Here is a 20,860-nt window from a genome sequence, read left to right as displayed (position 1 = left end):
CGTTTGCCCGTCAAGGAGCGGCGTCCGGTGCGTGCTCTCGGTGTGCCGGCCGGAAGGCCCCGTAGATGGACCGGATGTACTTGGGCTTTCGGCCGGTGCGGCGGTGGGGCCCCTCCCGCTCATGGGGGCCCCTCCCGCTCGATCGAAGCCGAGAGTGGGGGAGCGTGCCGGACGTCGCGACGGGGCGAACGTTGCCTGTCGGGGCACTAGCTGTACGCCGTCGCGCCCGGGGTGGCCCTCGTCCGGCGGCCACCCGCTCGACAACACCGAGGCCCGCTTGGGCTCCCCGGCAGCAAGCGCGGCCGCCACGGCGAGACACCGCTCCAGGCCGGCCTCCCCCTGCCGGGTGTGTCGCGGCCCGTCGGTCCGATGGGCGGCGGGATCGACCCCCCGCCGCTCGAACAGCAACAGTTCGGTCAACACCCCGCCGAATTCGCTGCCCTGCCCTCCTGAACCACCCTTGCGGCTTTGGCCGCCTCGCCCACTCCGGTCGTCCCCCTCGAAAGCCGCGGCCTCGTATCCGCTCATGCGTTCCCCTCCCTTCTCTTCCCGCCTACCCCGCCCCGGGTCGGCATCGCCCCGGCGGGTCCGGCGGGGTCGACCCTCAGCCACCCCCCGGCCCCTCATCCCCGATACACCACCCGTCCCGGCAGCTCGCGCCCGTCGATCCGGGCCCACAGGCGGAGGCCGGCGAGGATCTGGCCCTTGCGGCCGCCCGCGTCGAGGGGGATGTCGTTGCCGCCGGTTCGGCGGCGGGCCTCGCGGTAGGAAGGGGCCAGAACCTCGACGGCGACGTCGGCGCCGTCCGCGCGGGCCCGGCGGCGTACTTCGAGGACGGCTCGTTGGGAGGTCTCCGCCACCTCGGCCCACCAGCTGCCGGGGGCCGCCGGGGGCAGGTGGACGACCGAGCACAGTGCCTCGTCGACGGCCAGCGCGGCCTGGAGCTCCGCCGCGGAGTCCTGGGAACGGCGGGCGGCGAGCCGGCCGAGCCGCTGGGCGAGTTCCTGCTGGTAGGCGCGTCGGTGGACGGGGTCGGCGAGGGACAGGGTGCCCCGGTGGGTGAGGCTCTCCACGCAGTGGTGCACGTGGTCGTCGAGTTCGGCGAGCGCGGCGACCCAGCCCGCGAGTACGGCCCACGCCCGCACGGGCGACCGGTCGTCCCCCTCGGGTACGGCGTCCTCGATTCCCGCCACGTCCAGCACCCAGGGCGCGACGCCGCCCCGCACGGCCAGCCGTACGCCCGCCATGCCGTACCGGGGCAGGCCCGGCATCAGCACCTGCTCACGGTCGAGCGCCCGCCACTCGATCCACCGCGCGCCCACCGGATCCGCCACCGCCAGCCTCTCCGCCCGCTCCCGCCACTTCGGCACCTGCGCGGCGGGCAGCCGGAGCAGCGTGAGGTGGAACCAGCGCCACAGGGCCGGGGTGTCGGCCCCCGCGGGCAACTGCACCGGCCCGAGATAGTCGACGGCGTCCGCGCTGTTCACCAACTCCCCGGCGAGAGAAGAGAGTTCGGGATCGACGGCGGGGGCGTTCCCGTGCACCCAGGCCGCCGATTGAGTGGTACGGGAGAGGAGACCGGCGGGGGGAGCGGGCGGGGCCGTTCCGGAGGCGGGCGGCCCGGGAACGGGCACTCCGGCAGAGGGCGTCCCCAGCACAGGCATCCCAGGGGCGGTATGGGGCCGGTCCGGCACCGGAAGGGGCACCACCGGCCCGGCCCCCGCAGGCGGCGCCTCGGCCGACACCGGCCCGCCCGGCACCGCGAGCAGCGCCTCCAGTTCGGCCAGCACGGCCCGGCACTCCTCCGCCCCCGGGTCCTCGGGGCGGGTGCCGAGGAGTTCGCGCAGGGCGGCGCACAATCCGGTGAGCTGGGCGCGGGTCATGACGGCGAGCCAGGAACCGGGGGCGCGGCCCAGAAGCGTCCTGAGGGCGTCCACGGCGGTCAGTGCCTGCCGTTGAAGGGGTCGCGCTCGGCGATGTGCGCGGCCGCCGCGTCGTTCATGCCGACCCGGAACACCGCTCCCTCGTTGTGCCACATCTCGGCGACGGTGTCCGCCGCCCAGTACGGCACCGGCGTACGGTGCACCCGCAGTCGGCCGTGCTCGTCCAGCGTCGCCACGTACTCGGTCCCCTCGTGCTGCTCGCCGCCCTCGTCCCGGCGCTCCCCGCGGACGGCCGGGTCCTGCCGGTCCGCGTCGTCGCGGCGGGGCACGGGGACGACGTCCACCAGCTCCAGCGCCCGGTCCGGCTGTGTCGGGCGGCGTACATAGAAGGACCACCCGTCGTGCGGGGGCGGAGGCAACGGCTCACTCATCCGCCCCCGCACCAGTCGCACCCCGGCCGGCCCGTCCTCCCGGAACAGCCGGTCGAACCACCCACCGGCCGCGGCGCCCTGTCGAGCCTCCCCGGCTTCCACGGCCTCCTGCTCGCTCCGCACCCGCGGATCCTCGGCCATGCTGAACACCACCGCCCCCTTGTCCGGCCGGTCCCCGGCGACCCTGGAGTCCACGACGATCTCCAGAGGCGTCCACCGCCCGTCCGGCCCGGCCCCGGAGTCGAGGTCGACCCGGGCCTGGGCCCGGCCGCGCACCTCGTACTGCGGTTCGCCGCGTACGAGATGGAGGTGGAGGGAGAGGTCCGCGTCGACCTCGACCTGGAAGAGGACCTGCTTCGCCCACTCCTCCAGGTCCAGGCCGAAGTCCGGTTCCCGGCGGCTGATCCAATCGTCGGGGTCGAACGCGCCCCACTCGACCCACCCGGTGCCGGTGCCCCGGTGGACGCGCAGGCTCTTGGGCTGCTTCTCCCACCTGCTGCGGATCGCCCAGGTGCCGCCTGGGCCGATGGGGCTGAGCTGGTCGCCCACTTTCAGCAGCGCGTAGGTGGGGGCGGCGGCCGAGCCCAGCTGGAAGGTGGCGCCGAAGTCGCAGGGCAGGTAGTAGCGGAGGTTGTCGACCTCGATGCGCAGCACGTAGCGGCCGCGGCCGAGGACACCCTGCGCATTGCCCTCGTCGTGCGCGAACCGGCGTACGTGGTGGCCCCAGCAGGCCCCGATGGAGGTGGCCAGCTTCCCGTACTGCTCCTCGACGGCGATGCCCGCGGAGTTCCAGCGCACCCCGGCCTCCCGGCACAGCCGGCGCTCCAACGCCCGGCGGATCAGCGGCATCCGGCTGCTCTTGCCGCTGAGGAAGATCCGGTCGAGCTCACCGCCCTGCAGCCCGTTCTCGGCGAGGGCCACGACCAGGTCCATGATCTCGTCGAGTACCGGGGCCATCAGCCGCTCGAACCGGTCGGCGTCCAGACACGGCGCCCACTCCTCGCCGGCCGCGCTTTTCCACCCTTCGACTCCCCTCAACCGGGTCAGCAGCGCCTCCAACGCCTCGGGCGGCGGCCGGTGCTCGGCGACGCCCGCGCCCAGCTGGATCTTCGCCTCCTCGGCGAGCCGCCACAGCAGCCAGAACGTCTGCTCGACCTCCCGCGCCCGCGTCGGCGGCAGATCGTCCCAGCGGGTGGGTACGACGAGGTCGACCAGGTCGCCCGGATAGCCGTCGGTCTCGGTGTCCCGGGCGAGCAGGCTGCCGGGGACGTACGCCCCGTCGCCGGTGGCGTAGGGGACCTTGAGCGTGGCGACGACCCGTTCGTGGCGGTCGGGCCACCGGGTGAGGAGGTGGTCGGCGAACGCGGCCTTGTACCAGCGGAACAGACGCAGCGTCATCAGATCGCCGCCGAGCTGCAGATGGCCGGTGGAGCCGAGCAGCTTGGGGGTGAGGACGTACAGCCGTCCGGTGAACCGGGGGTCCTGGCCGGGCACGGGGTCGGGGGTGTTGTCCTTGAGTTTGAGGTTGATCAGGGCGAGGTCGCTGGTGCCGCCGCCGATGTCGAGGACCATGACGTTCTGCTGCCAGGCCCGGCCGCTGCCGGGCAGTGGGCGACAGCGGGCCCGGAACGCCTCGACGCCCGCCGCGAAGTCCCCGCCGAAGTCCCGCATGATGAAGAACAGGGCCGCCGCCACGGCCTCGTCGAACTGCGTGTCCACGAGCGTGACACCGAGCCCGTCCACACCGTCGCCGCCCGCGCCGACCAGCTGGCGCAGCCGTCGGCGTACGGCGGGCGGTGCGATCGTCGGGTACGTCATGACGAGGTGGTCGATACGGCCCTGGTGGAACTCCTTGGGGTTGGTGGTGATGAACTCGTCGCCCTGGTCCAGGAGATGGCGCAGTCCCTCCCGGATGAGGTCGTCGGCGGTGGTCGGGCTGCCGTCGGCGCGGGCCGGCAGCTCGGGTATCGGCAGGTCACGGCCCAGGTACTGCTTCAGGCCACGGTAGGCGCGGGGCGCGTCGTCCGGGGTGCCCCCGACGGCGACGCGTTCCTCGCCCATCCGTACGCGCAAGTCGGGCCGGGTCTCGACCACCTCGACCCGGCTGGCCAGTTCGGTGCCGCCGGACTGGTCGAGGTCGGCGGGGAACAGCCGCAGCACATCCAGCGGCAGCTCGTCGAAGGCCCGGTCGAAGCAGGCGTGCAGCAGCGGGGCCACGGCGCCGCGCAGCCGGTCGCTCCTGGCTGCGAGGCGCAGTTCGAGCGCGGTGTACAGCGCGTGCAGCCAGCCGTCACCGCCGTACCCGCCCTCCAGCGCGTCGGCCAGCGCCCGCCCGGGCTCGCCGTGGTCCCCGCCCCGCTCGGGGAGGAGCTGTCGGGCCACGTCGCCGAGCAGTTCGCGCCACTGTCCGCGCTCGGCCCCCGGCACGGACGGCTCGGAGAGCAGGGCCACGAGTTCCCGGCGCAGCCGCGCCTCCTGGTGGCGTGACATGGCGCGTACGTCGAGCTGGCGCATGTCGTGGATGGTCACGGTGGAGTTGGTGGTGCCGAAGTCGATGGCGGCGAAGCCGCGGTGGCGCTGCACGTCGTCGGGGACCCGCTGGAACGGGGTGCCGTCCCCGCTCACCTGGGCGCCGGCGTGCGTCCCCGCGGTCTGCGTCGCGGCCGTCTGCGTCACAGCGGTAGGCCGCGCCGGCGTCCACTGGTTCGGGTCGTACCAGGCCCCATTCCCCGCCGCCGGTCCCGGCGGCCCCGGGACCGGCGCGCTCGCCCGGTCCAGATGGAGGGTCGTGGTGACCTCGGTCGTACTCATCACCTGTCCTGCGGCCGTGTCGGTCCCGTGGTGGTGGACGATCAGCAGCAGGGCCAGATCGGTGTCGCCCGGCAGCCGGGTCAGGGCGGCGGGGCCGGAGGCGGCCACCACGGTGGGCTCGGTGATGACACGCCCCTCCACTCCCCGCCACAGCTCGCGCAGGGCGGCCAGCTGGCCCGCGGGCAGACCGGGCGGGGCGATCACCTCGACGCCCCGGACGAGGACGTCGCCGCCCGGTGTCGGCAGCAGCCGCAGGGCGGGCAGCTCCAGCGCGGACAGCGGTCCGAGCAGGGTGAACCCGTTCCCGTAGGAGTCGGCGACGCAGGACGCGCCCGAGGAGACGAAGTGGGCGTGCAGTCCCATGGGTTCTCCCAAATCGGTGACGGGTGGCGGAAGAGGTCAGCGGGTCCTCGTGGGCGGGGGCGTGGCCTCCAGCCGCGCGGCCAGGTCGAGCGGAGCGCCCGCGTGGTCCCCCTCCTTCGCCGCGCTGTCGGAGAGAAGCAGGTCGAGGGTGTCGTGCGCGGTGACGGTGCGTTCCCGGGCGGCGATGACGGACTCGGCCGTCGCGGCGAGGGCGAGCTGCTCCTTCGCCAACTGGCCGTGGACCAGCTGGAGCAGGGCGGTGACCAGTTCGCGCCGCATCCGCACGGCGTGCACGACGTGCCGCTCCAGCGGGTCGCGGCCCGGGGGCTGCTCGGAGTGCCAGGGCAGACAGCGGTCCCGGCGGAGCGGGAACGCGGCGTCCACGGCGGCGGGGTCGGTCTGCGGGGAGTCGGCCCTGCGCAACCGGTCGCGCCACTCCTCAGCCCGGGTGGTGGCGAACAGTTCGAGCATCCGCTGGGTACGGGTCGGGGTCATGGGGCCGCGTTCCCGCTCGGCGGCGATCAACTGCCGCCAGCGGTCGCGGAGTTCGTCCATGGTGTCGACGTGGTCCGCGAGCCGCTCCTCGTAGCCGACCCGGACCCGGTCGTGGACGAGCTTGAGCAGGGCGGCGTGTCCGGCGCGGAACCTCGGCACCAGTTCCTCGGGGTCGCCCGAGACGCCGGGGGGCGGCCCGTCGGCGGGTACGTCGGGCCCGGCGCCCATGTCGAGGTCGAGCCCGATCTCCGCCGCGGCCGCCCACACGCTGTCGGTGAACGCCCGGTCCTCGTCGCTCCAGCCCTGCCCCACCGTGACGAGCTGCTTGTCCCGGTCGACCGCCGCGAACAGCTCCTTCCACTCCGGCCAGCCCGCGACCAGGGTCGCGGCCTCGTCGGCGACGCGCCGTCGCAGGGCGTCGTCGGCCTGGACGGTGCCCGGTCCCAGCCCGAGGACCAGGGTGTCGCGGAGGTCGGTGAGCAGCCGCCGGGTGTCGTCCAGGGCCTGCCGCATCTCCCGGAAGGCGGGCGGGTACTCGGCCTCCGGGTGCGCGGCCCGCTCGGCTGCGATGAGGGCCAGCCGCATCCGGTCCACCGCCCCGGCCCGGCGCCGTACGGCGTCCCGCCGGATGGCGCCGCCGTGCTCCGCGGCATGCCGCACCAACTGCTCGCGCAGCAGGCCGAGCCCGCCGTCCTTGGCGAACTCCCGCAGCACCCTGCTGAGCGGTGCCCCCGGCTGGTCCTCCGCCAGCCGGTCGGCGATCTTGCCCCAGAGCTCGGTGATCCGCGTCAGCCGGTCGGCCTCGGTGCCGGGCCGCAGCCGGGCCCGCGTCGACTCGTCGAGTTCCACGGCGCCCGAGCGGTGCAGCGCGGCCAGTCCGGCCATGGCCGACACCAGTACGAGCTGTTTGCGCTGCCCGGGCGGCAGCAGCCGCTGGGCGGCCTCGACGACCTCGTCCAGTACGGCCGTGCCGGGCAGCCCGCGCAGCCGCCGCTCGGTGAGCGGCTCGGGGGCGCTGCCCAGCAGTTCGCTGAGCACCTCGGGTTCCACGGGCATCTGGTCGAAGCGACCGCCCGCGACGAGCAGGCTCTCCCTGAGCACCTCGTCCGATCGGCGTTCCCGCCCGTCGGCGGTGGGTTCGCGCAGCATGTCGAAGAAGTCCTGCTCACTGGAGACGGGCCCGCGCTGCGCGTTCATCAGGACGAGGACGGTGTGGATGTCCCGCAGCTCCCGGCGGCTGAGGAACCGGTCCCGTTCCCCGGACTGCGGGCTGTTGAGCCCGGGGAAGTCCAGCAGGGTGAGCGCTCCGATGTCGCGCAGGTCCCAGACCCGGCGCGGCACCCGCACCCTCAGCTCGACCCGCCGGATCAGCGGCACACAGGCGGCGAGCACATCGTCGGGTATCCGCTGCCCGGGCCCGCCGACGGCCTGCCCGTACGCCTCGGAGTCCGCCCCCGTATCCGGCCCGGCCCGGCCGCCGCCCTTCTCCCCCAACCGCACGCCCGGCAGGGACATGGCCCGCTTGGCCTGCGCGTCCGACAGCTCGTACCGGCGGCCGAGCAGTGGCGCCCCGCGCTCGTACGCCGCCTGCACCAGCCCGACTTCCTCGGCGACGGACCGCATCTTGGTCCCGCTGACACCTGCGCCGTGCTTCCGGCACCAGGCGGCGAGCGCCTCCCAGCCGCCGGCGCCCGGCCCCGGGGTGGCGGCGCGCAACTCGCCCAGCCACTGGTCACCCAGCCCTTCCTCGAGTCGCGCCAACTCGACCAGCCTGCTGTGGAGATGGGCCATGAGTTCGCTCGTCTCGGCGGCCGTGCAGTAGACGACGGCGCGCCCGTCGAGCACCGAGGATGCCTCGTCGCCGGGCAGTTGGGTGACGTGGAGGGAGGTGACGTTCCCGGTGGTCGCCACATCGCTCACCGACAGCAGACCGGGCAGCCCCAGCAGCGTCTCGATCAGCAGTGACTTGCCCGCGCTGAACTCCCCGACCACCCCCACCGAGAGCGGCCCCCGCGCCTCCCCGAGCAGCCGGGCGACGGCGACCCTGAACTCGGCCCGCTTCCGCGGCAGTTCGAGATCATCGCCCCGATCTCTCCCACCGCTCCCATCGCCCCCATCGCCCTCGCCGCCCTCGCCGCCGAGGCCGCCCGGCTCGGACCGCTCCAGCGCCTCCAGCATGCCGACGGTCCACCGAACGTACCGCTCCACACTGTCGCCCACGGCCACAGACCTCCCCCAGCGCCTCCCCCACGGCGAGGCCCGCCCGGTCACCCCTCGAACCGGTTCCCGCCCCCGCAGCCGACGCTCTGGGCAATGTCCCGCGAGCGTCGGCGTTCAGCAACCCGTTTCGACAAATTCCCGAAATCCAACAACAGTCAGTCTCAATACGACATAGACCTGACAATCCGTGACACCGTCGTCGACTTCTCGTCAACTCCCCATGCACACAAAGCGGTTGCGTTGATCTTCTGTCGCGACCGGGTACGTGAATGTACGGTGAGGCTTCCATCGGGGTCCTTGAAGAGCAGGGGTGTCCATGCCACGCACTGCGGTCGTCATCGGGGCGAGCATGGCCGGCATGCTCGCCGCCGCGGCCCTGGCCAGGTCCGCCGACACAGTGGACGAAGTGATCGTGCTGGAGCGCGACGAGCTCCCGGACGAGCCCCGCCCCCGCAAGGGCCTCCCGCAGGGCCGCCACGCCCACATCCTCCTGCCCAGCGGACGCGACGCCATCGAGGAGATCGTGCCCGGCGGCGGGGTGCGCAAGCGGCTGCTGGCGGCGGGCGCGACGGAACGCGGCCTCACCTCCGGGCTGGTGACGCTGGGCCCGCAGGGCTGGTACCGGCGCTCACGGCATCACGAGAGCCATCCCCTGCTCGTCGCGAGCCGTGATCTGATCGACTGGACCGTACGCGACGCCGTCCTCACGAGCACCACCCGTATCAGCATCCGCCGCGCCTCGGCCGCCGGTCTGCTGGGCACGGCCGAACGCGTCACCGGTGTCCGTATCGGCGGCGGCGAGGGCGCCGTGGGCAACGAGGACCTGCGCGCGGAGTTCGTCGTCGACGCGAGCGGCCGTGGCACCCGGATCGAACACTGGCTCTCCGAACTCGGCATCACCGACATCCCCAAGGACGTCGTGGACGCCGGACTCGTCTACGCCAGCCGCCTCTACCGCACCCCCGAGGGAGCGGAAGCCTTCCCGCCGGCGCAGGTCACCGCCGACCCGGGCGGCGGGCGGCCCGGCCGGTCGGGGCTCCTCCTGCCGATCGAGGGCGGCCGCTGGCTGGTCAGTCTCGGCGGCACCCGAGGCGGCGAACCCACCGCCGACCCCGACGACTTCGTACGCTTCGCACACGGCCTGCGCCACCCCATCGTCGCTGAACTGATCACCGGCGCCGAGCCGTTGAGCGACGTCGTCCTCAGCCGCAGCACCCGCAACGAACGCCGGTACTTCGAGAAGACCGCCCGGTGGCCCGAGGGCCTGATCGCGCTCGGCGACGCCGTCGCCACGTACAACCCCGTCTACGGGCAGGGCATGTCGGTCGCCGCCCTCGGCGCGCGTGCGCTCAGCGGCGAACTGGACCGGACCGGCATCCTCGCGCCCGGCTTCGCGCGCCGCGTGCAGCGGGCGGCCGCGAAGGTGGTGGACGCGGCATGGATGATGTCCGTCGGCCAGGACCAGTGGTTCCCCGACGTACGCGGCAAGTCCCCCACACTCGCGGACCGTTGGCTGTCCGCCTACACCGGCCGCATGGCCCGCGTCGCCACCGGCTCGTACCGCGTCTCCACCGCGATGTGCGAGGTAACCACCCTCCAGGCGGACGCCCTCCACCTGCTCCGCCCGTCCCTCCTCCTGTCCACACTCCTCGGCCCGGTCCTCCCACCCCTCGCGGGCCCACCGCTGACCCCGGAGGAACGCGCCGTCCTCTCGTCCCTGAGCGGCGGGCACTGAGGCCTGGTCACGCCTGACGGCTGTGCGCGCGTTCGGCGCGGACCGCGCCCTCGACGATGGCGGCGCGTACGGCTCGGGACATCCGGATCAGGGACGGCTGGCCGGTGTCCAGGGTCTGCGCGCCGACCACTGGCCCGGTGAATCCGGCGATGGCGTCGAGGGCGACGCTGTCCAGGACGGCCGGGTCGAGACGCGGGGCGCGCCGGCGAGGGTCGGACAGCGCGGCCACGGCCACCATCGCGGCGTCGCCGATGGCCTGCGCCTCGGCCGTGCTGGAACCGACGGACAGCGCCTGGCGGTAGGCCCGCTCCCGGACCCCCTCGTCGAAGTGCACGGACACGTCCCTGAGGCCGTCGCGGATGGCCGTCGTACGGTGGGTCAGCCGAAGCTCGACGTTGCCGAGGGACCGCCAGGACAGCACCGTGTGACGCTTGCCGCTCCGGGAGCCGACGAGCCGGAAGAGCGGGCCGAGCCGCAGGAAGGCGACGAGGCTGTCGATACGCGGCCCCAACAGCGGCAGGATGTACCCGGCCGACGTGAGGGCGGCGCCCACGGTGACCAGCATCGGCGCGAGGCGCGTGCTCAGCGGATCCCACTGCTGCCCGCCCCACCGCCCGGCGACCGCGATCAGCTTGACGACCCCGTACGCGCTCGTGCACAGCCACCCGAGGGCGAGCACGGCCAGCGCCCGCCGTGTCCATCCGCTGATCTGGAGGGTCCAGCGCCAGCACAGGATCGTGGTGGTGGAGGCCGCCGCCAAGTGGGCCAGGAGATAGAGGACGATCATCTCCCGGACGAACGGCGTGTCCGCGTAGTAGGTGTCGAAGTCCGTGCGGCGCTCGACCGGCGCGTCACCGGCGGCGAAGAGGGCGACCTGACCCGCGATCACCACCGCGTACGTGATCAGCCAGCCGTGCGAGATACGCCGTACGTGGTCCGGGCTGTCGGCACCGCGCCAGTGGACGATCAGGACGAGGGAGGCGGCGGAGAACGCGTTCAGGGCCGCGTAGGTGACACACGCCGCGGCGTTGGGCACACCGATGGCGCCGTTGAGGAAGCCGACGGTGGGCGGGGCGCCGAGGGCGAAGCAGAAACCGGCGAGGAAGATCACGGCGCAGAGGGCGCGTTTGAGCGGATCGCGCCAGTCGTGCCACAGGCCGGGCACCTGGGCTGCGAAGCCCGCCCACAGGATCCCGGCGGATATGTAGTAGATCAATCCGTTCACGTCAGGCCCACGGGCCCTGACCGAGGGACTTCTCTCTCCACTTGCCCCGTCAACACCGCGAGCTCCCGACTTCCTGACTCAAAGAGGCCGCATGCCGTCCCTTGCTGCCATCTTCAAACAGTAGCCACGCAGTCAACCCCGACAACCGGCGTACACCCTGCTGGAGATGGTGCCGGTGCCGGTGCCGGTGTCAGCCCTCGTCGGCGGTAAGTCGCAGCGAGATGCTGTTGATGCAGTACCGCTGGTCGGTCGGGGTCGGATACCCCTCCCCCTCGAAGACATGCCCGAGGTGCGACCCGCACCGGGCGCACCGCACCTCGGTGCGCACCATCCCGTACGACCGGTCCTCGATCAGCTCCACCGCGTCGCTGTTCTTGGGGTCGTAGAACGACGGCCAGCCGCAGTGCGACTCGAACTTCGTGTCCGAGGTGAAGAGTTCGGCACCGCAGGCGCGACAGGAGTAGACGCCCTCGGTCTTGGTGTTCGTGTACTCACCGGTGAAGGCGGGCTCCGTGCCGGCCTGGCGCAGCACCGTGTACTCGGCCGGGGTCAGCTCCGCGCGCCACTGCTCGTCCGGCTTCTCGACGTCGTACGACATGAGCGTCAGCCCCTCAGCTCGAAAGACGGTCCAGGATCTGCGGGCCGAGGTCCGTCACGTCACCCGCGCCCATGGTGAGAACGAGATCACCCGCCTTCGCCATTCCCGCGATCACGGCGGGGGCCTCCGCCTTGTCGTGAACAGCCGTGACGTCCGCGCCCGCCGCCCGCGCCGCGTCGATGATCAGCTCACTGGTCACACCCGGGATCGGGTCCTCACGCGCCGGGTAGATGTCGAGGACGACGGACGCGTCCGCGAGCGCCAGGGACTGCCCCATCTCGGCGCCCAGCTCCTGGGTACGGGAGAAGAGGTGCGGCTGGAAGAGCACCAGGATGCGCGCGTCACCGGCCGCGGCCCGCATCGCCTCCAGGTCCGCCGTCATCTCGGTGGGGTGGTGCGCGTACGAGTCGATGACCTGTACGCCGGCCGCCTCGCCCTTCAGCTGCAGCCGCCGCTTCACCCCGGTGTACGCGGCCAGCGCGGGCGCCAGCTCGTCGGCCGGCACCCCGAGAGCGACACCGGCGGCCAGCGCGGCGACCGCGTTGTGCGCGTAGTGCCGCCCGGGGACGGACACCGTGAAGACGATCTCCTGCCCCTCCAGCACCACGGTGACCTGGCTCTTCAGCCCCTGCGGCACGACGGACAGCACCCGCACGTCGGCGTCCTCGCGCTCACCGTAAGTGACGACGCGAACCCCTTCGACCCTCCGAGTCAGCTCACGCGCACCCTCATGATCCGCGGAGATCACCAGCGTGCCCCCCGGCACGATCTTCCCGGCGAACGTCTCGAAGGACTCGTAGATCTCGTCCATGGAGGCGTAGTTGGCGTGATGGTCCAGCTCTACGTTGAGGACGATGGCGACCTCGGGGGCGTACTTGTGGAAGCTGCGATCGCTTTCATCCGCCTCGGCGACGAAGATCTCGCCGTCACCGTGCAGGGCGTTCGACCCGGGCACGTCGAGGTCGCCGCCGATGGCGTACGAGGGGTTGAGGCCCAGCTCGCTCAGGGACACGGCCAGCATGGAGGTGGTCGTGGTCTTGCCATGCGTGCCGGCGACGGCGATCGGGCGCAGCCCGTCCATCAGCCGGGCGAGCGCGTCCGAACGGTGGACCACGGGGATCCCCAGCTCGGCCGCGCGGGCCAGTTCGGGATTGTCGGCCCGGATGGCGGACGACACGACGACACAGGTGGCGTCGTCGGCGAGATGCTCCGCGGCGTGCCCGATGTGCACGGTGGCCCCCAGCGCCCGCAGCGCCTCGGCCGTCTCCGACTCCTTGGCATCGCTCCCGGCCACCTTGGCCCCACGCTGCGCCAGAATCTTCGCGATCCCCGACATCCCCGCCCCACCGATCCCGATGAAGTGCGGTCGGTCCATGGCGGTAGGAAGGCCGGGTGCCATGCGTGTTCTCCCCAAGGTGCGGTACGACGACGGTTCACGCCCCGCGAGGGAGCGCCGCCCCAGCCTATTGCCTAGGCAATGGGGTCCATTCAGCCACCGGCCCAGGCCCACGCTGTCAAGGGGCGCGGGGCTGTGACATGTGCGGCTCCGCCGCGATGGGGGTCCCCCCGCTCGAGCGAAGCCGAGAGTGGGGGAGCGACCAGCCACAACAAACCCGTAGCCAAAGACGCACAGGAACCCCTACGACGCCCCCCCGCCTTGAACCCGCGCGTGGGAAAACAACTTCAACACCGGCACCCCCACCTTGTGCCGAGCCCGAGACGCCCAGTCCCGATGGAAGAACTCCTCCACATAATGCGGATCGGTCAACACCAGCACCTCATCAGCGTCGACCTCCTCCACCAACGCCTTCAACGCATCCAGCGGGTGATCCTCGATCAACCGCCCCTCCGCCGAGCTCCCCGTCCCGCGCAACGCCTGCAACGACACCTCAAGGGCCCGCTCCCCCTCGTCCCTCGCCTGCTCCCCCTCCGGCGTCTCCCCCTCCCGCGCCGCCTCGTCCAGCTCACCGAGGGCGAGGTCGTCGATGGCCCGCAACAGCCTGTCGGCCTGGTTGCCCCGCGGCTGGAGCAGCACATGGAAAGAGGCCTGCTCGTCGCCGTGCAGGGTGGTGACGAACTCGACGTCCGCGGACGTCAGGGCCTTCTCGATCATCAAAACGCTCGTGAACGACACCACAGGCGCCCTTCTCCCGGGAGGACCCCGCGGGCCCTCACTCCTCAGGCTTCTAGTGTGCCCGGCGAAAGCTGAACGGAACGGTGCATTCCGAACACATTCACGCTTTCACGTACGACGGTAACGACCGAACAGGAACCCGGCCTCCTCCAGCAGCGACACGAGTTCGAAGCGTTTGGGAACCGGCACCGAGGGCCCACCGGCGATCCGCTGGGCGTCCCCCGCCGTGAGCATCGGCGACACGGTCAGACACAGCTCGTCGAGGACGCCGGCCGCCACGAACTGCCCCAGCAGTCGCGGGCCACCCTCCGTGAGCAGCCGGGTGAGCCCCCGGTCGGCGAGAGCCCGTACGGCCCGGGACGGGTCGACACCCATGCCGTCCCCGGCGATGACCACCTGGACACCCGCCTTCTCGGCGGTGGCGACCCGGTCGGGAGCCGCGGCGGCACCGGTCAGCAGCAGGGTGGGGACCAGCGGGGAGGTGAACAACGGAAGGGAGAAGTCCAGGTCCAGGCTCGCGCTGACCACCGCCACGGCGGGCGCGGGCCCCTGTCCGGCGGCCCTGCGCGCCTCCGCGAAGGCCTCACGCGCGCGTGCCGGACGGTAACCCTCCTGCCGTACCGTTTCCGCGCCCACGACCACTACATCCGCGAGCCCCCGCAACGTACCGAAGATCCGCATGTCGGCATCGCTGGAGATCGGCTGCGACCGCCCGTCATGCTGAGCGGCCCCATCGAGCGTGGACACCATGTTGGCCCGCAACCACGCCTCCTGCCCGCCGGGGGACAGCTCGGGATAGGCATACGCCACGGCCAGCTCACCAAGACCCCACTCTCGGCTCTGGGGCGCTGTCTCTTCGGTCACAGGGAACAGGCGTCGCATGTCGTGCAGTCTGGCACGGCCTTTAGACTCGGTAACCGTGTCGTCGTCCTCCGCCACCGTGTCCGGAATCGTTCCCTTGTCCGAAGCGGTCCCGCTGTCCCTGTGCGCTCGCGAGCCGCACGTCCCCGCCGACCGGCTGGTCGCCGAGATGGTGCCGCCGCCCCGCTTCGACTCGGTCCGCTTCGATACGTACATCCCGGACCCGAACCAGCCCAGTCAGACCGAGGCCGTCCGCGTCCTGAGCGGTTTCGCGGCGGGCCTCGGCGGGGCACACGCGAGCGGCGCCGGCAAGCGCGGCTTCTTCGGCTTCTTCGGCAAGGCGAAGGCCCCCAAGGTCCCGACCGGCCCCCGCGGCGTCTACCTGGACGGCGGCTACGGCGTCGGCAAGACCCACCTGCTGGCCTCCCTCTGGCACGCGACCCCGGCCGAGCCCGCGCTCAAGGCCTTCGGCACCTTCGTGGAGCTGACGAACCTGGTCGGCGCCCTCGGCTTCCAGAAGACGGTCCAGACCCTCTCCGGGCACCGCCTCCTGTGCATCGACGAGTTCGAGCTGGACGACCCGGGCGACACCGTCCTCGTGTCGACACTGCTCGGCAAGCTCGTGGACGCGGGCGTGGCCCTGGCCGCCACCTCGAACACCCTGCCGGGCAAGCTCGGCGAGGGCCGCTTCGCGGCGGCCGACTTCCTGCGCGAGATCCAGGGTCTGTCCGCCCACTTCCGCGCCCTGCGCATCGACGGCGAGGACTACCGCCACCGCGGCCTGCCGGAGGCCCCGGCGCCGTACTCCGACGAGGTGGTCGCCAAGACGGCGTACGCCACCGAGGGCGCCTCGCTCGACGGCTTCCCGCAGTTGCTGGACCACCTCGCGCGCGTCCACCCCAGCCGGTACGGCGCCCTCACGGACGGCCTGAAGGCGGTGTGCCTGACCGACGTCCAACCGATCCCGGACCAGTCGACGGCCCTCAGGCTGGTGGTGCTCGCCGACCGGCTGTACGACCGGGAGGTGCCCGTGCTCGCCTCGGGGATGCCCTTCGACCAGTTGTTCAGCGAGGAGATGCTGAAGGGCGGCTACCGCAAGAAGTACTTCCGCGCCATCTCCCGCCTCACCGCGCTCGCCCGCGACTCCAAGCGCGTCGTGGAGCACTGACCCCACGAACTCCCCCAGGTCAAGGGCTTTTTCAAGCCAACCAACCCCCGCGTTTCAGGCTCTCTTCAGCTCGAAACGTTAAGTTAACCCTGCAAACAACTTTGCAGGGTTAACGTGTTTCTTGACCAGCGGTTGACCCTCGGTTGACCAAGTCGAGGAACAGACGACGCGCGAGCGGATCCGCGAACTGCCAGTGGGGAGGCATATGTTGCGAGGTACGACGACCCGGACCGTCATTTCGGCCCTCGCCGCCGTCCTGCTCACGCTCCAGCTGTTCGCTCCCGCGGCATCCTTCGCAGCCGCGTACACGCCTGGTCATATCAAGACCAGAGCCGAGCCCGGAAACACTCCCAAGGCGAAGCCGGTCCGTGAGAAGGCCGTCACGTACCGCACGTGCGGCCACCCCGGGGACCCGACCGGTCCCCTCCGCGCCCGTGACCGTCACCGCGCCGCCATCCACACCGTTCCCGGGGCGCACGCGCGTCCGCTGCTGGGGGAGAACCCAGCGGCCGCGAGCGAACCGGAACGGCTCTCGACCCGGCACCACCGGCCGTCGAGACCCCTCGCGGCCCACACCCCGGCCGCGCTCCAGGTCTTCCGCTGCTGAGCGGACCGGAGCATCTCCCCCCACATCTGTCGTGCAAGACATCTGTCGTGCAAGCCCGACGCGCCGCCGAGGCGCGCCAGGAGGAGTCACCACATCATGCAGCCCCTCATCGACAACGCCCGTACGTTCGGACAGCGCCCTGAGGAGTTCGCCAGGCTGGCCGAAGGCCAGTCCCCCGAGGTCCTGTTCATCACCTGCTCCGATTCCCGGGTCGTCCCCGCCCTGATCACGGGCGCCCGCCCCGGCGAGCTCTTCGAACTGCGCACCGCCGGCAACATCGTTCCCCCCTACACCCCGGACCGCCCCACCGGCGAGACCGCCACCATCGAGTACGCCGTGGAGGTGCTCGGCGTCACCGACATCGTGGTCTGCGGACACTCGCACTGCGGTGCCGTCGGCGCACTGGTGCGCGGCGACGATCTCGACGCCGTACCCGCCGTACGCGACTGGCTCACCCACGCGACCCCCCGCCCGGAAGGGGCAATTGAGGACCCGACGGTCGCCGACGGCGTCCAGAACCACATCCTCAGCCAGCTTCTGCGCCTGCGCTCCTATCCGTGCGTGGAGAAGCGCCTCGCGGCCGGCACACTCCGCCTCCATGGCTGGTACTACGAGGTCCACACCGGCGCCGTACGCGAACACCGCGCGGACACCGACAAGTTCGAGACGCTGTGAGCGGCGGAGCACCCGAAATGACCTCCGCAACGCGTTCCACGACCTCCATGCCCCCCACCCGCTCCAAGTTCCCTTACCTGCGGCAGGACTTCGCCGCGTCGCTCGTCGTGTTCCTGGTCGCCCTGCCGCTGTGCGTGGGCGTGGCCGTCGCCTCCGGGGTACCGGCCGAACTCGGCCTGGTCACCGGCATCGTGGGCGGCATCGTCGCCGGGATGATGCCCGGCAGCAGTCTGCAGGTCTCCGGCCCGGCGGCCGGTCTGACCGTGCTGGTCTTCGAGGCGGTGCGCCAGTTCGGGCTGCCCGCGCTGGGTGTCATCGTGCTGGCCGCCGGTCTGCTTCAACTCGCCATGGGCGCACTGAGGTTAGGCCGTTGGTTCCGCGCGATATCCGTCTCCGTCGTCGAGGGCATGCTGGCCGGTATCGGGCTCGTGATCATCGCGGGCCAGCTGTACGCGGCGGCCGGCCTGAAGGCTCCGGCCTCCGGCCTCGACAAGATCGCCGGGCTGCCCGGTGCCTTCGTCGACGCCATGGCCTCCACCACGGCACTCGCCTCCCTCGCCCTGGGCGCGGGCACCGTCGCGGTGCTGGTGCTGTGGAAGCGGCTGCCGAAGAAGGTCCAGGTGGTGCCCGGCGCCCTCGCCGCGGTCGTCCTGGCCACGGCCGCCTCGTCGGCGTTCAGCCTGCCGGTGGCGAACGTCGAGGTGAAGGGCCTGCTGGAAGCCATCCAGCCGCCGGGCCCGGACGCCTTCGGTCAACTGGCGGACGTCGCCGTCATCGGCACGATCCTCGCCTTCACCCTCATCGCCTCCGCCGAGAGCCTGTTCAGCGCGGCGGCAGTGGACCGGCTGCACGACGGGCCACGTACCGAGTACGACAAGGAGCTGATGGCCCAGGGCGCCGGCAACACGGTGTGCGGGCTGCTGGGCGCGCTGCCGATGACGGCGGTGATCGTACGCAGCTCCGCCAATCTCCAGGCCGGCGCGAAGACCAAGGCGTCCCGCGTCCTGCACGGCGTCTGGCTCCTCCTGTTCGCGGCCCTCCTCCCGGGCGCCCTCGCGCTGATCCCGCTCCCCGCCCTGGCCGGCATCCTTGTCCACGCGGGCTGGAAGCTGATCCCGTTCCGCGAGACGGTCTCGCTCTGGCGGGCACACCGGGGCGAGGCGCTGATCCTGGTCACCACGGCTGTGGCGATCGTCGCGGTGAACATGTTCGAAGGCGTGCTCATCGGCCTGGCCCTGTCCGTGGCCAAGACCGCCTGGGAGGCCTCACACATCAAGCTGGAGGTCATCGACAAGGGCGCCGGCCCGGTCCAGGCGTACCTCTCCGGCAACGCCACGTTCCTCCGTCTCCCGAAGATCCTCGACAACCTGGAGTCCCTCCCCCAGGACCGCCCCGTAGAACTCCACCTCTCCGGCCTCCACCACCTGGACCACGCCTGCCGTACCGCCCTCGAAACCTGGGCGGAGCGCCACAGCGCGACAGGCACAGAGCCGGTCAGGGTAACGGGCCCGGACCTGGTGAAGTCCACGTCGGGAACGCCCTGACCCCACCCGCACCCCACCCGTGCCGTCCCAGCCATGCACAGCTGCGGGCAGTCGTGCCGCCGGGGCGGCACCGGTGGGCGCAGCGGCACCCTGTCAGCGCCGGCAAGCGTCTCCAATCCCCGCCCAGCCCCAGCCGCCGGTCGACCAGCCCCCAGTCCCGGGCATATCGTGGGATTCGCGGCAATACGGGACGACTCAAGGGGGTCGTCATGGTCGAAGAACTGCTCGCGGCTGTCGCAGCAACCGGCGCCGCAGCCGTGCTGTACGTCGCGGCCGCAGCCCGAGTCGTCAAACAGTACGAACGCGGCGTGGTCTTCCGCCTCGGCCGCCTCCTCGGCCAACCCCGCTCCCCGGGCTTCACCATGGTCGTCCCCGGCATCGACCACATCCGCAAGGTGAACATGCAGATCGTCACGATGCCGGTCCCCGCCCAGGAAGGCATCACCCGCGACAACGTGACCGTCCGCGTGGACGCGGTCGTGTACTTCAAGGTCGTCGACGCCGCGAACGCCCTGATCAAGGTCGAGGACTACAAGTTCGCCGTCTCCCAGATGGCCCAGACCTCCCTCCGCTCGATCATCGGCAAGAGCGACCTGGACGACCTCCTCTCCAACCGCGAGAAACTCAACCAGGGCCTGGAACTGATGATCGACAGCCCGGCCGTCGGCTGGGGCATCCAGGTGGACCGCGTAGAGATCAAGGACGTCTCCCTGCCGGAGACGATGAAGCGCTCGATGGCCCGCCAGGCCGAGGCCGACCGCGAACGCCGCGCCCGCATCATCAACGCCGACGCCGAACTCCAGGCCTCCCGAAAACTCGCGGAAGCCGCCCACCAGATGGCCGACGCCCCGTCCGCACTCCAGCTGCGACTGCTCCAGACAGTGATGGCGGTGGCGGCGGAGAAGAACTCCACCCTGGTCCTGCCCATCCCGGTGGAGCTGCTGAGGTTCCTGGAGCGGGGCCAGGACAAGCCGCACCCGGACGCCGCCGCACCCCCGCGCTTCCAGGAGCCACCCGCCACCCCACCCCAGCAGACCGAGCAACCTCTCGACCCCACACTGGACACCCCACCCGGAACTCCGCCGACCGCCCCGGGCCTGATCGAGTGACAAGCTGTCCACCAGCCCGGAGCTGATCCTCTCCCTCGCCGCCTGGACCTCCTTCGTCACCCACGCGAGTGACTTCATGCCGGACTCCAGGTAAACGGGTAGCTGAACGGACAATCCGACCGGCTCGCCCGCTTACGTTCATCGGGTGATCAGTCCTGCACGAAGAATCACAGCGCTCTGCGCACTCGGCGCGCTCGGCGCCGCCCTCGTCGCCTGCGGGGCGCCACAGTCCGCGTCCCGTACCGTCGTGACCCGCCCCTCGACGGTCACCGCGTCCCGGCCGCCCACGCTCGCGCCGGGGCCGGCCGGGCTGACTCCCGTCTTCGAGCACGGCCCCCGCACGGGCACGGACAAGACGGTCGCGCTGACGTTCGACGCGGACATGACCGCAGGGCAGGGAGCCAGGGCCGCCGCGGGTGAGCGGTTCGACAATCCGGAGCTCATCGCCGCGCTGCGGCAGCTGAAGGTCCCGGCGACGGTGTTCATGACGGGGCGGTGGGCCGAGGAGTACCCGATCCAGGCGCGGTCGATCGGGCGGGACCCGTTGTTCGAGGTCGCGAACCACTCGTACAGCCACTACGCCTTCACCGACGACTGCTACGGCCTGCCGACGATGGCGCCGGAGCGTATGCGGGCGGACCTGGAGCGGGCGTACACCGTGTTCCGGGAGGCGGGTGTCCCGGAGCCGATGCCGTACTTCCGGTTCCCCGGCGGCTGCTACGACGGGCGCGCGCTGCGGCGGTTGAACGCGTCCGGGGTGACGGCGGTGCAGTGGGACGTGGTGAGCGGGGACGCCTTCGCGACGGACGCGGACGCGGTGGCCCGGGAGGTGGTGGAGGGCGTGCGGCCGGGATCCGTCGTCGTCATGCACTGCACGCGGAGTGCCGCGCCGGTCACGGAGAGGGCCGTACGGATGATCGTGCCGGAGCTGCGGAAGCGGGGTTTCCGGTTCGTGAAGGTGTCGGAGCTGGTGGGGGCGGCGGCGGCCGCGCAGTAAACCC

At 71.9% G+C, this 20,860-nt stretch carries 15 protein-coding genes; 7 read left to right on the top strand and 8 right to left on the bottom strand.

What is annotated here, in order from left to right:
• Positions 1-623: 623 nt before the first annotated feature.
• The 3 genes from CES90_RS32980 to CES90_RS32970 are packed head-to-tail and all read right to left on the bottom strand — an operon-like array spanning position 624 to position 8,203.
• The gene (locus CES90_RS32980; RefSeq protein ID WP_189780466.1) at positions 624-1,937 is read right to left on the bottom strand and encodes a hypothetical protein; all 1,314 of its coding nucleotides are present in this window, start codon (positions 1,935-1,937) and stop codon (positions 624-626) included.
• 5 nt (positions 1,938-1,942) lie between these two features.
• Complete coding sequence (locus tag CES90_RS32975; protein ID WP_189780467.1) at positions 1,943-5,488, bottom strand: Hsp70 family protein; 3,546 nt, start codon at positions 5,486-5,488, stop codon at positions 1,943-1,945.
• A 36-nt stretch (positions 5,489-5,524) separates the two neighbouring features.
• Positions 5,525-8,203, bottom strand: a complete 2,679-nt coding sequence (locus CES90_RS32970; RefSeq protein WP_189780468.1) for a P-loop NTPase family protein — start codon at positions 8,201-8,203, stop codon at positions 5,525-5,527.
• A gap of 316 nt (positions 8,204-8,519) precedes the next feature.
• On the opposite strand from CES90_RS32970, the gene CES90_RS32965 reads away from it, so the two are divergent.
• Positions 8,520-9,938 carry an NAD(P)/FAD-dependent oxidoreductase gene (locus tag CES90_RS32965; protein ID WP_189780469.1) on the top strand — a complete coding sequence of 473 codons (1,419 nt, stop codon included), beginning with the start codon at positions 8,520-8,522 and terminating at the stop codon, positions 9,936-9,938.
• 7 nt (positions 9,939-9,945) lie between these two features.
• Here the strand turns inward: CES90_RS32965 and CES90_RS32960 are convergent, their stop codons facing one another.
• The 5 genes from CES90_RS32960 to CES90_RS32940 all read right to left on the bottom strand — a co-directional run bounded on the left by CES90_RS32960 (position 9,946) and on the right by CES90_RS32940 (position 14,777).
• A complete protein-coding gene (locus CES90_RS32960; protein WP_229913532.1) occupies positions 9,946-11,163 on the bottom strand; it encodes an MAB_1171c family putative transporter in 1,218 nt (405 codons plus the stop codon).
• 190 nt (positions 11,164-11,353) lie between these two features.
• Complete coding sequence (msrB, locus tag CES90_RS32955) at positions 11,354-11,761, bottom strand: peptide-methionine (R)-S-oxide reductase MsrB (protein ID WP_189780470.1); 408 nt, start codon at positions 11,759-11,761, stop codon at positions 11,354-11,356.
• Positions 11,762-11,774: 13 nt separating this feature from the next.
• Positions 11,775-13,160, bottom strand: coding sequence for a UDP-N-acetylmuramate--L-alanine ligase (murC, locus tag CES90_RS32950; protein WP_189780471.1), 1,386 nt, complete (start codon positions 13,158-13,160; stop codon positions 11,775-11,777).
• Positions 13,161-13,400: 240 nt separating this feature from the next.
• Complete coding sequence (locus CES90_RS32945) at positions 13,401-13,874, bottom strand: indole-3-glycerol phosphate synthase (RefSeq protein ID WP_189780472.1); 474 nt, start codon at positions 13,872-13,874, stop codon at positions 13,401-13,403.
• Positions 13,875-14,003: 129 nt separating this feature from the next.
• A complete protein-coding gene (locus CES90_RS32940) occupies positions 14,004-14,777 on the bottom strand; it encodes a pyrimidine reductase family protein (RefSeq protein WP_189780473.1) in 774 nt (257 codons plus the stop codon).
• On the opposite strand from CES90_RS32940, the gene zapE reads away from it, so the two are divergent.
• The 6 genes from zapE (at position 14,776) to CES90_RS32910 (ending at position 20,856) form a co-directional block, all read left to right on the top strand.
• Positions 14,776-15,924 (top strand): cell division protein ZapE, encoded by a 1,149-nt coding sequence (zapE, locus tag CES90_RS32935; protein ID WP_229913533.1) that lies wholly within the window; start codon positions 14,776-14,778, stop codon positions 15,922-15,924. The genes CES90_RS32940 and zapE overlap by 2 nt on opposite strands.
• A gap of 205 nt (positions 15,925-16,129) precedes the next feature.
• Positions 16,130-16,531 carry a hypothetical protein gene (locus CES90_RS32930; protein WP_189780475.1) on the top strand — a complete coding sequence of 134 codons (402 nt, stop codon included), beginning with the start codon at positions 16,130-16,132 and terminating at the stop codon, positions 16,529-16,531.
• A gap of 96 nt (positions 16,532-16,627) precedes the next feature.
• The gene (locus tag CES90_RS32925; protein WP_189780476.1) at positions 16,628-17,206 is read left to right on the top strand and encodes a carbonic anhydrase; all 579 of its coding nucleotides are present in this window, start codon (positions 16,628-16,630) and stop codon (positions 17,204-17,206) included.
• A 17-nt stretch (positions 17,207-17,223) separates the two neighbouring features.
• Positions 17,224-18,750 (top strand): SulP family inorganic anion transporter, encoded by a 1,527-nt coding sequence (locus CES90_RS32920; protein ID WP_229913534.1) that lies wholly within the window; start codon positions 17,224-17,226, stop codon positions 18,748-18,750.
• A gap of 209 nt (positions 18,751-18,959) precedes the next feature.
• A complete protein-coding gene (locus CES90_RS32915; protein WP_229913535.1) occupies positions 18,960-19,859 on the top strand; it encodes a slipin family protein in 900 nt (299 codons plus the stop codon).
• Between the two features lie 145 nt (positions 19,860-20,004).
• On the top strand, positions 20,005-20,856 hold the full coding sequence (locus CES90_RS32910; protein ID WP_189780477.1) for a polysaccharide deacetylase family protein: 852 nt from the start codon (positions 20,005-20,007) through the stop codon (positions 20,854-20,856).
• Positions 20,857-20,860 lie beyond the last annotated feature (4 nt).

This window comes from Streptomyces capitiformicae (assembly GCF_002214185.1).
Classification (GTDB): Bacteria; Actinomycetota; Actinomycetes; order Streptomycetales; family Streptomycetaceae; genus Streptomyces; species Streptomyces capitiformicae.
This window is presented reverse-complemented; position numbering and strand designations above follow the sequence as displayed.